Origin of the sequence: Aquimarina mytili (assembly GCF_016735115.1) — a bacterium.
Lineage (GTDB): Bacteria > Bacteroidota > Bacteroidia > Flavobacteriales > Flavobacteriaceae > Aquimarina > Aquimarina mytili.
This window is the reverse complement of sequence record NZ_JAERQJ010000014.1, coordinates 16,658-29,264: the sequence shown is the minus strand read 5'-3', so window position 1 is coordinate 29,264 and position 12,607 is coordinate 16,658. Positions and strand designations below refer to the sequence as shown.

Below are 12,607 nucleotides of genomic sequence, written 5' to 3'. Positions count from 1 at the left end.
TTACTCTTTGTATTTTCCATAAACAGGTTGACCGGGAAATGTATCTTTTACAATTTTTCCTTTTCTAAGGACAGGAATACCGTTAACTAAAACATATTCTATCCCTTCAGAAGGTTGAATTCCTTTTTCGAACGTAGATTTATCTATTATTTTATCAAAACTAAATACTGTTATATCTGCATCGGCATTGACTTGAATTCTGCCTTTACGTTTCATCATCGGGGCAATTACTTCCAACCTCTTAGCAGGGAGAAACGTTATCTTTTCTATCGCTTCAGTAAGATCTATTACTTTATCTTCTCTAACATATTTTCCTAATACTCTTGAAAACGTACCAGACGATCTTGGGTGAGCCAGCTTTGCATATGGCATCCCATCAGAAGCTATAATCATACCTTTTGAAGCAATTCCGGATGCAATCCACTCTGGTTTCATGTTGTGCATTACGACTGTACCGCCATCTTTTCTATATGTAGCAAAGGTTTCTTCAGTTAATCGTTCTCCTGTGGCAACCCATTGTAAGTCTTTAAAACTCATCCCTAATTTTTTTTGCCAACCCGTATCAAAAATTGCTGACTTTAAATCGGTAGAACCTGCGGTGTATGGATATAACTCCGTTGTAATATCAAACCCAGATTTTTGAGCCGTATTTACCATCTCTATGGCTAGCATTATTTTATTCAATGCCATACTATTGATATGACAAATATGAAGTGGTGCACGCGTTAATACAGCATCAGAAATAACTTGCTGTATGGCAATAACTCCCCCTTCTCGAACATGTGCATATACTGGCGCTTTTAATGTCCCGGCTAATTGATATACTCTAAAAACCTCTTCTGTACTTGCTCCTGGTAGATATCCTATAGGCATGCTAATACCCAATCCTCCACTTTTTAATGATTCTTGTACATAATCCAACATTTCTGGTATTTTATCTTGAGGTAATTCTTGATAAAAACTCTTACCAAAAACAGGCATCGTTTGCGTCACTGGTAACCCCTTGGTGGACATTATTTCTTTCAAAGAGCTAAGTTGTTCTTGATAAGAAGCTAATGATTGTACTCTGGTTATTGGCCAATTAACACTAGCTCCAAAATTGATGAGGGCCTTCGATTTTCTCAACGCATACCATTCTTTTAAAAATGGTAATCCCCACTCTAACTCTAATGCGGTGGTAACGCCGTCTTTGATTTGGTACTCTTGCTCAATATTAGTAATGCCATGAACATGTAAATCAATAAAACCTGGTGCCACAATAAGGCCAGAAACATTGATAATTTCGGTTCCGGATAATGTGTTAGTAGAAATTTCAAGTATTTGCCCATCACGAATACCAATATTTCGAATAGCATCAAGTTTAGTTTCGGGATCTATTACTCTTCCTCCTTGTAAAACAATATCATATTGATTATTTGGCTGAGCAAATACCGATTGAGCGATCCAATAAAAAAGTATACAACAGGTTGTCGTTTTTCTTAATACTTTAAAAGGTTTAAATGGATTATGTATCATGTAAAAATTTTATCGGTTTGTAACTTGTTCAAAGAGAAAATGGAGTATAACGAGGTAACTATCATAGCTTGATACTTTTTAATTTTTCACTATATCGAACTGTTTTTATCAGAATAATTCTACAAGCACACTTTATGTGAAATCATTGTATTATTTACTTTTTTCAAGTATTGAAAAGCAAACAGTCACATCAAATATGCTATAAACAATGATGAATTATTTCGGTAGTAATCGTAGTCTAATGTTACTATATATATCCTCTCAACAATATCCTAAATCAAGACTAAAGCATTATAGATTTGCTTATACGATACTATGATCCAACTGAGCACTGTATTTTTTGGCCATACCTACAAGGACTTTTCTGTTTCCCTCATAAGGTTCTCTTCCATGCGTATATAGCATATTATCTAAAAGAAGTAAATCTCCTTTATTCCACTGAAAAGAAAACTTTGTATCTTCAAATACCTGTCTTATGATAGAAAGTGCTTCTTCATCAATAGGTGTTCCATCGCCAAAAAATGAATTTCTAGGTAAATTTTCCTCACCTAATAGTTCTATTAATCCTTCTTTGATTTCTGACCCTAAGCTACTAGAATGAAATAAGTGTGCTTGGTTAAACCACAACATTTCTTTTGTTGTTGGGTGCATAATGGTGGCTTGATTTACCTGGCTTGTTCTAAGCCCATTATCTGTCCATTCAAATGTGAGGTTGTTTTCATTACAATACTGTTCTACCTCAGCCTTGTTATTGGTCTGAAATACTTCTTCCCAGGGTAAATCTATATCAGAATAGTTTCTAACATACATGATATTTTTTCTTTCGAATTCTTCTCTTATTTCGATAGGAATTTTTTGGTATGCTTCTCTACTGTCTGAAATTGGAGTATTTCCCATTTTATCCGCAGGAATTAAACATGTAAACCCTATTCTCATTGGCCAAGCATTCGAATATGCATTTTCATTATGTTGTGGAATTACTTCGGATGCATGATATTCTGTTGCTGTATATACATTGCTCTGATTTACTTCTGTACGAGGAGTTGATCTATACGTATAATTGGCCAAATCTTCACCAAATAATAATTTCAAAGCTTCCCCAAATTCTTTATCATTAGAGATTGCTAAACCTCGAATTAATAATGCCCCATTTGTAGAAATGAAATTTTCTATATCATCCTTGTACTGCTGTAACCAATCTAGAGTATTAACCTGTTTTTCTGTTACTTGAAGCAACATCTTTTTATCGGAAATTGTTTGTATATTTTGTGATTTCATGTTATTATTATTTTTGTTAGTTCGAAAAATGAATGTTTTATGAGAATAAAGAGTCTAGTTCTCCTTGTTCTAGATCTACTGATTCAAAATCAGAAGGTGTAAAATGAATATCTTTTTGATCTTTAGTATGATTAATTATGAATGATAATTTTGTTAAGAAAGATTCCAAAAACCTTGAGATAGTCTCATTTTTATGGAATTTGCTATTATAATTAGCAGAAATCTGCAATTTTTCTTGAACTACCATAGCATTAATCTCGAGCTTGGTGGTCAATATATTCTCAAGTCCCACTTCACTTCCATGAAATACTTGTGAGAATTCAAATAGATCGTTAGTAAGTTCTTGATCAAATTGACCCAAATAATTGAATCGGAGTTCAGAAAGCTTCTCATTACTGGTTAATTCTGTTTCCCTCATGTATTTCGAAATACCATACCCTAATCCATTATTCGGAACACTCACGAGTTGCTCTTTAATACTTTTTATTTGATCGTCTATAGTCCCTTGTATTAAAGTAAGTTTTACGGGGTACATTGCTGTAAACCACCCGCTTGTTCTCGAGACATCAACATTCTCAACATGTCGCCCGTGATTTTCAAATTGAATAATAAATTCTTCTTTATTTATCCATTCTTGAAGTGCTAATGAGAGTGCTGTACTTAATAATGTAACTATATTGGTTTTGTATGACAGGTGTGCTTTCTTTACCAGATGTGCTGTTTGATCTTCATCAAGATTAACCGTTATTTGTCTTGAATTTTTGAAACGCCAATCGTTTGTTTCTGTATCATATGGCAGCTCAAAATCTTCTTCTTCAATAGCTTTCCAATACGCTACTTCGTTTGCTGTAAAATTGGTTTTTTGTACCAAACTTGTAAGTGTAATTTGCCACTCTTGTAAAGACATGGTTTTCATTGGAAGTACAGGTTCATTACCTGACAGTAATGACTGATAAATTGTTTTTAAATCATCCAGTAGAATTCTCCAAGAAATCCCATCAACAACTAAATGATGTGCCGTAATAAATAATTTTTCGGAAGCATCCGGATACATAATAATAGCGGCTTTAATTAGCAAACTATTTTCAATATCCATACTGTTTTTAATAGTCGTACATACTTCGAATAATTCATCATCAGCATTAATTTTGTGCTCTTCAATTTTGAAAGGATAATTTATGTATGCTTCATTAAACCATATCTTATTTTCATTTTGTTTATAGTTTATTCTTAATCCATCATGATGATTAATTAACCTCATAAAAGCTTGTGTCAAAACTTCGGTATGTATTGGCTCATTAAAGTTTAATAAAACGGATTGATTATAATAGTTAGGATTTGGCTGTTTTTGATTCACAAACCAACTTTCAATAGGGTTTAAAGCTTTAAGTCCTTCAACAAACCCCTGGTCATATTTTTCATTATCAAGATTAATATTAGCATAGGGTGCTGTAATTGCAATGGTTTGATATGTTAGTATATCCTTTACATCAAGGGTAATTCCTTTCATATTTAATTTCGAAGAAATCTGAACCGCCTTGATCGAGTCTCCACCCATTTCAAAAAAATTGTCATTAACCGATATATCTTCAGTCCCAAATATGTCTTTCCATACCTCTAAAATTGCCTCTTCTAAATTATTTTCAGAAGCTTCTCTTTCTATTTGGTTAGTATTGAACTCAGGAACAGGTAATGCTTTATAATCAATTTTGCCATTTTTGGTTAGAGGCATTTTTTCAATATAGGTATATGACCTCGGGATCATATAATATGGCAAACGATTTGCTAAAAAGCTTACCAGATCAGAATAGTCAATTTTTATATTTTCAACACTTCTGTAATACGCGTGTAATGCTTTTTCTCCTGATACCTCGTCACATACAACTGTCGCTTGTTTTATATCTGGATGATCTAATAAACAGTTTTCAATTTCAGGAATTTCAATTCTATAACCGTTAATCTTAATCTGCTGGTCTGATCTTCCAATGTATTCTAATGCTTCATTAGAACGTCTTACAGCAATATCCCCTGAACGATACATTTTTTGACCTTCGATAAATGGGTTTTCTATAAACTTCTCATTAGTCAAAACATCATTTTTAAAATACCCCTGTGCAAGTCCGTCGCCTGATATATATAAATCTCCTCTTACACCAACGGGTACAGGATTTAAATATTCATCCAGTACATAAATTTGGGTATTTTTTATAGGATCTCCTATAGGGACAGTTCTAAACGTATCGTCTGGTGAAAATTTATAGATCATACAGCCAACGGTTGCCTCTGTTGGGCCATATTCATTATAAAGTTCAACCTGTCCGCCAAATTGATTATAGATATCCTTTGCTAAAGAGGTTTCTAATTCTTCACCTCCTATAATAAATCTTTTAATTGAGTTGGTACTTTTTACATGTAATTCTCTAATAATTTTTAAATGTGAAGGAGTTAATTTCACAATCGTTGAGATTGTATCATTAAGCACTTTTTCTATCAACATTTCTTGTTGTTCCTCTTCATAGATTACTATTGTATTTCCCGTAATTAAAGGCGTAAAAATAGAGGTTACTGTCAGGTCAAAGGAGATTGATGTGTATAAAGGAAACTTTGCTGATTTCTCTTTAATATACGTTTCTGCAGCCCAACAAATATAATTTGTTAGAGAAGTGTTTTTAACAACTACTCCTTTGGGTTTACCCGTCGTTCCTGAGGTATATAATATATACGCTGGATCTTGAGCATTATATTCGAATTCAATATCAGTATTTAGAGTTTCTTTAGAAGATGTAATCTTATCTATAGTAATGGATCTTGGCAATACACTTCCAACATCAGAATTCACTTTAAACTCTTTATCAGAGTTTGTAATTAAAAAATCACATTGGCTATGTCCAAGAATATAACGAATTCGATCTTCCGGTAAATCAGCATCTAAAGGAACATATACTCCTCCGATTTTCATGACACCAAGTATTGTAATGACAAGCTCAAAAGACCTCGGTAACAAGATACTGACAATATTTTGAGAGGCTACTCCTTTTTCTTTTAATACTAAAGCAAATTGATTTACTCTATTATCTAATTCTTCATATGTCATTGTTTGAGAACCAAACTCCAAGGCGGTAGATTTTGGTGTTCTTTGTGCTTGTTCTTCAAACAGATGATATACACTTTTTTCTTTAGGATAGGTTTGGACATCATTATTAAACAAATATGTAAACCTATTTGCCTCCTTGGTATCCAGTAGTGATAATCTTGAATATTGGGTGTCAGGGTTTTTAAGGATTTCATTAACTAAGTTTTCAAAGCATCTTTGAACACTTAAAATAGTATCCTTTTTAAACAATGTGGTATTATATTCTATGCCATACTTAAGAGATTTATCGTTTTCAAAAACTTCCATTGAGATATCGAACTTAGAATAACCTGGATCAAAAAAGTATCTTGATAGTGTAAAATCTTGCCCGATAAGGGTAGTTGTCCCCATATTTTGATAAATAAACATGGTATCAAAAATTGGGTTTCTACTGGCATTCTGAGTATTTACTATAGTGGTAACCATTTCATCAAAAGGATAATCTTGATGCAATAGACCATTAGAGATACGTTCATCAACATTTCTCAAAATTTCTCTTATGGTTTCCTCTCCATTTATTACATTTCGTATAGGCAAGTTATTAACGAACATTCCCTGCATGGTTTGTATGTCTGGATGCTGTCTTCCTGCTACTGGTATCCCGATTATTGTTTCGTTAGCACCAGAATACTTAGCAATCAATACATGATACATTGTAAACATTAATGCATGCAAAGTACACCCTTGCTCTTTAGCGAGTGCTTTTAATTTGAGTGTTGTATGATTGTCAAACTCAAATTCTAATTTTTCACCTTTAGGGGTAAATATTGGTGGTCTGGGATAATCTAACTCTATATTTAATTCTGGTAAATCTCCACTTAATTGATCTAACCAATATGATTTATTAGAAGTTAAAACTTCTTCATCTTTATGATTATTTTCCCAATTGCTATAATCACCATAACCAATACTCAATGGTTCTACAATTTTACCTTCGTATTGTGATATCATTTCTTTTACAAAATGATGGATCGATACTCCATCTGAAATGATATGGTGAAAATCTAGAAACAGAATAGCATCATTATTTTCACTGTTTAAAATTGCCATTCTGAATAATGGACCTTTTGCAAGATCAAAAGGCATTACTAGTCTACGAAGTTCACTTTGAATATTACTCCCTTCACAATTCTTAATTGTTATAGATACTTCGTTTATTTTATCTGTGTTAAAAACCGGATTTGGCCTCTCATCAAACACCATTCGTAAGGCGTCATGTTTATTTACTAATTCGGAGATTACCTTTTTTAGTTTTTCTTCATTGATTCTTCCTTGTATTCTAAATGCCGTTGGAGTATTATATGCAATACTCTTTTTATTCATTTTCCAAGCATAGTACAGTCTTTTTTGTGCGCTGGAAACAGGATAAAAGTTTGACGACTCAGCTTTAGGAATTGCTTTATACTCTTTTGGTTTCAATGTTGTTAACACAGAAGCCAAACCTCTTATCGTTTGATATTTATATAATACATCTGGTGTAATTTCTACTTGAAACTCTTTCACTAATGCCATCATCATTTCGGCGGCTTTTAATGAATTACCTCCAAGTTCAAAAAAGCTTTTTTCTACACTAATATTTTCAAAGTCTAGAACGTTTTTCCAGATAGCGAGTAGTTTACGTTCTTTTTCATTTGCGGGCACTACTATATTATCTAAATTCCTTTCAGAAATTAAAAATTTTATTTGCTCATTAATTTCGTTAAAAACTCCATTCCTATAATCAGATAACAATTTAAAGCGCTGCAATTTTCCACTTGTAGTTTTAGGCACATTTTTAATAGGCACCACACTATTTATTTCTAATCCAATTTCTGCATTTACTACTTCTTTTAATGCCGTTATGATTGGAATAAACTTATCTAAACTTCCTCTGTGAAATACAAAAGCAATAATTTCTTCTTTTTGAGTATTACCGTTAAAAAAACCACCAAAAGCAATTTTATTTAGTTCGATTCCTTCTACCTTTTCGGCTATACGCTCTATATCATGAGGATAATAGTTCTGTCCATTACTAAAAATGATATCTTTCAATCTACCAGTTACATAAAGTTCGCCATCTTTAACAAAGCCTAAATCCCCTGTTTTAACCCAACCACTTTCCAGAACGGCATTTTTGGTGGCTTCTTCATTATTATAATAACCAGAAGTTACATTAGGGCCTTTAATTTGAATATGACCTATTACTTCGTCTTTTACCAATTCATTAGTATCATTTGTAATTCTCAAAGAACAATGATTGATTGGTTTTCCTACTTTGACAAATGATACCGAGTTTTTTTCTTGTGCTTCAGTTATATGTACTTTATCTCCTATTTTAAGTTGGTCTCTATCAAAATTAAAAGAAACAATAGTATCTTCCAGATTAGATATGGTTACTGCCAAGCTTGCTTCTGCCAAACCATAAACCGGACACATGGCAGATTTTTTTAAGCCATATTTAGATAACCCTTCTAAAAATTGATTGCATATGGTTTCTGATATAGGTTCTGCTCCATTATAAATTAACCGAACCGAATTCAAATCCCATTGTTCTGAAGTATCAACATTACAATGTTTCAGAACATACTTATAGCCAAAATTAGGAGAACACAAAATGGTTACCTGATGTTCGCTTGCTTTATCTAGCCATATAGAAGGTCTTCTTACAAAAAGATCAGTAGGCATTAAATAATGATTCATTCCTATGAATAACGGATTTAAATGAAACCCGATAAGCCCCATATCATGAGTAAGCGGCATCCAACTAATCATTGAATCTTCTTCGGCATAGCTCGATGCTGTACTAATATCGAATATGTTAGTTAGCAAATTTTTGTGTGTTAACACCACTCCTTTGGGATTTCCAGTGGAGCCTGAAGAGAATTGGATAAAAGCAATATCATCTTCTTTTGCTTCATATAGTACTGCATCTTCTCCTGAATTCCATTCGCCTTTAACATCAATAATCTTTTGTTTTATTTCTGCTAGTTCCTCTTCCTTATCATGATTATTCAGCTTATTAATCTCTTCTTTTGAAATTGCCAAGTAAGGATTCTTTAATATTGACCAAACATTAAAGAGTTTCTGTTTGTGCTCTGAATTTCTTCCAATACTTAACGGTACAGGGATTATACCCCCTAGGATACATGCCCAAAACAGAACAATAAATGCCTCATTATCGTTTACTTGAAATACCAATTCATTTTGAGGTTTTATTCCTTGCTTTTGCAAATACGATAATCTTGCTACAGCCTTATGATATAGATCTTGATAAGAAAGAAAATTTTCTTTTTCGCTACCTTCAATAAAAGTTATTCCTCTGGTTGAGTTTTTCCTAAATTCGAGCACTTGAGAAAGTGTCTTATGTTTTCTTAAAGAATTCATTATGTATGAAATATTTAACGGATGTTAGAATTATAAAAGCCTACAATTTTGAGTGCTCAAAAACGCACTACAAGTTTTAGTAGTGTTTTAAGAATCAATTGTAATATATTATGATATTGTGATGCCTATGACGGACATGAAATACTAATGTGTTAGTATCTTTTTTGTCTAAATGACAGCAGTGTTTTCGAGAGACTGATCTGGTTTAGTGATAAGCTCGTTTAGTGTTCTTAAGTACATTGACAACATATGTTGCATGGTAGAGGATTCAAAAATGTTTGAATTATACTGCCAATCTATAGAAATTCTTCTATCAGTCTGATGTGTCAAAGAAAAATCGGCTTGTTCTTGTGTTGTATTAACGACTATATTAATATCGAACTTTGATAGTTCATTATGTTCTTTTATGATTTCGATTTCTGCATCCAACAATGACATGTTTCTTATAGGAAAATCGATGAAACTAAACATATATCTAAATAATGCCTGAGGATCGAATCTTCGTTCGGGACATACTTTTTCCACAATTTTTTGAAAGGGAGTATCACCACATGCATATGCGTCTAAACATGTTTTTTTAACGCGATCTAAAACCTCTATTAGACTGTTATCATTCTTAAACCTGCTTCGTAATGGAATTGTATTTAATGTAACTCCTAAAACTTCTTGATATCCTTGATAGAAATTATTTATTGTCGAAGTTCCTATACAGATATCACAGTCTTTACTATACTTACTCAACATTATTTTAAAAGCTGTAACCATTGTAATAAATAGGGAAACATTCTGTATTTCAGAAAATTGCCTTAATTTCTCAGAAAACTCTAATGAAAATGTATATGGTATACCGCCTCTTATTTTTGTTTGTTTTTTGGGGCTTATGCTATCAGAAGCTATTAATACTTCATTTGAAAAACCATTAAGCTTATCTTTCCAAAAATCTAATCGTTTATTAAGAGCTTCCTCATTTAGGTTTTCTTTTTCTAGAAATGCATAGTCTTTATAACTTGCTGTTGGTCTTTTAATTTCAAAATCAGGATTCCTCTTCAATTCATTATAAACATCAACAAAATCCTTAAACAATATTCTTTGTGCCCACTTATCAAGAATCATATTGTGACTACAAAACACAAGAACATTATCTGTAATAGAGAATTTTAGTATTTCTGCTCTAAAAAGAGGTGTTTTTTCAATTTCGAAAGAAACTTCCTTAATAGCCTTAAGGCGATCAAGAATTATCTTTTTCTGATCTTTTTTCTTTACCCCTATGTAATTAGTAACAGGAATACTAAATATATATGGCGGTAATATCTTTTGAAAAGGTTCATCTTCAATTAACTCAAAAACCGTTCTTAAGATCTCATGTTTCTCTATAAGTTTACAAAATGTTTTTTCTATAAGAAAGTAATCTATATTACCCTTTAGCTTGATCGCTCTGGATTCATAACAAAATTCATGTGTAGTATCCACCTGATCCAAAGACCAAATTGCTTGTTGAGAAAATGATAACGGATAAAGATCCAAATTAGAAGCAATCGTCTTCTGGTTTTGTTTCTTTTTTAATGAAGGAATCAATTTACTAATTTCATGTATCGTTGGAAATTTATAAAAATCCTGTATTGATAAATCTATTCCTTTTTCATTTCTTATCGTATTTACAAACTCATTAGCAAGTAATGAGTGCCCGCCCAGCTCAAAAAAACTAACATTGACATCTACTTCGTCTAACTTCAATAATTCTTTCCAAATTGCCGCTACATTCTTTTCTTCTACTGTAGAAGGCAGTTTAATCAATTCTTCATTATTAGAAAACTTAGGTCTAGGCAGTTTTTTAACATCAATTTTGCCATTTGGAAGAAGAGAAATTGCATCGATAACCACAAAATGAGTTGGAATCATATAATCAGGCAAATATCTTTTTAGTTTAATAGCTAATGTTGTAACATTCACAAAAGACTCATTTGCCACAAGATAAGCTATCAAGACTGGGGTATTGTTAACTTTATCCACACGAACATAACAATCTACGATGTAGATATTAATGCGTTGAATCGTTTTTTCAATCTCTTTAATTTCTATTCTATATCCATTATAATTGGATTGATCATCATCTCTTCCATAAAAAATGGGAGCAGAAGCAATTCTATGTTCTCCAATAGTGTTTACATAAGTAGCAAACTCTATTTGGTTATTTTCTGGCATATGATAATCTAACCGATTATAAATATGCGTCTTAGAATTTTTATTTTTCATCACACTGCTTTTGAGATTTTTGATAAGAATTGAGGAGGTATTGTTGCAGTAATACTCTGATTTATGGAATTTAATCGAACAACGATTTTATTCTCATTATTTACCTTTACTACTTCACATTCTAAACCGGCAAGAGATCCATATTGAATCAACATAATCTCGCCAATTTCTAAGTCATGTCTATCATTGTTAATATTTGTAATATCTTCTGACCCTAGAAAAAGTTTTATTTTCTGAATCTCATCTTCTTTGGCCAATGCGTATTGACCACCACAACGAACAAAAGTACAAGCTCCTTCAATAGAAGAGGCTTTATAGAAATCTTTTGCAGAATTAATCTTTACAAAAACATATGACGGAAAAAGAGGTGCCTCTATCGTTTTCTTTCTATCACTCCATTTTCTAATGGTTTTTACCAAGGGAAGAAATGATTCTAAACCACTTTCCTTAAGTAAATTATCGACTTTTTTTTCATGGCGTGATCTAACGTATAGAACATACCAACCAGTTTTAAGAAGTTTGCCCATGATTGTTGTGTTTTTGATAATGTTTAATACTAGAATAAGTATATTATCTTGTTAATTAATGATGATCATCAATAAGGAATTTAGTAAAAGGCTATAGCTTCGCTTCCTTGACTCACATCAAGTATATTCTCAAAAAAATAAAAGGTAATCGATAGTAAAAGATGCTTCTTTTACTCTTACTTTCTAACAGTAAAAATTGCTTACTGTTCTAAAAAGGACTTTAAAATTAATTTCATTTTTATCTCACGTATTTAATCTGTGAGAAAATATTACTACTAATCAAAAAGTTTAAAAACTAATAACCGAATATGATATGAATTAAATAATATCTGTTTCGTTATTCTGTTACAAACATAAATCAAAACTCAACCTCGAAACAAATGGTTAAAACCCGTTTTCAGGAATCAAGACCCGTAATTCATGGAATTAAGTGACAGAAAAAAAACAAAAAAACATTGATTATCAACTATTTAACTCAATTGAAAGCAAAAAAAACAATTCTAAAGAAAACTGTATATTTGTGTTCTTATTAACTGGG

5 protein-coding genes are annotated in these 12,607 nt (G+C 32.0%); all 5 read right to left on the bottom strand.

The features are described 5' to 3' along the window. The gene (locus JJQ60_RS20485; RefSeq protein WP_201924389.1) at positions 1-1,515 is read right to left on the bottom strand and encodes an amidohydrolase family protein; all 1,515 of its coding nucleotides are present in this window, start codon (positions 1,513-1,515) and stop codon (positions 1-3) included. A gap of 303 nt (positions 1,516-1,818) precedes the next feature. After that, positions 1,819-2,793: a TauD/TfdA family dioxygenase gene (locus JJQ60_RS20480; protein WP_201924387.1), complete on the bottom strand. Its 975-nt coding sequence runs from the start codon at positions 2,791-2,793 to the stop codon at positions 1,819-1,821. A 37-nt stretch (positions 2,794-2,830) separates the two neighbouring features. Continuing rightward, positions 2,831-9,289 (bottom strand): non-ribosomal peptide synthetase, encoded by a 6,459-nt coding sequence (locus JJQ60_RS20475; RefSeq protein WP_201924384.1) that lies wholly within the window; start codon positions 9,287-9,289, stop codon positions 2,831-2,833. 168 nt (positions 9,290-9,457) lie between these two features. Then, the gene (locus JJQ60_RS20470) at positions 9,458-11,542 is read right to left on the bottom strand and encodes a condensation domain-containing protein (RefSeq protein ID WP_201924382.1); all 2,085 of its coding nucleotides are present in this window, start codon (positions 11,540-11,542) and stop codon (positions 9,458-9,460) included. Then, complete coding sequence (locus JJQ60_RS20465) at positions 11,542-12,069, bottom strand: UpxY family transcription antiterminator (protein WP_201924381.1); 528 nt, start codon at positions 12,067-12,069, stop codon at positions 11,542-11,544. The genes JJQ60_RS20470 and JJQ60_RS20465 overlap by 1 nt, the downstream gene beginning before the upstream one ends. Between the last annotated feature and the right edge of the window lie 538 nt (positions 12,070-12,607).

Coding starts and splice junctions, on each gene's coding strand:
- JJQ60_RS20485 (WP_201924389.1), bottom strand. CDS start 1,515: ATGATACATAATCCATTTAAACCTTTTAAAGTATTAAGAAAAACGACA.
- JJQ60_RS20480 (WP_201924387.1), bottom strand. CDS start 2,793: ATGAAATCACAAAATATACAAACAATTTCCGATAAAAAGATGTTGCTT.
- JJQ60_RS20475 (WP_201924384.1), bottom strand. CDS start 9,289: ATGAATTCTTTAAGAAAACATAAGACACTTTCTCAAGTGCTCGAATTT.
- JJQ60_RS20470 (WP_201924382.1), bottom strand. CDS start 11,542: ATGAAAAATAAAAATTCTAAGACGCATATTTATAATCGGTTAGATTAT.
- JJQ60_RS20465 (WP_201924381.1), bottom strand. CDS start 12,069: ATGGGCAAACTTCTTAAAACTGGTTGGTATGTTCTATACGTTAGATCA.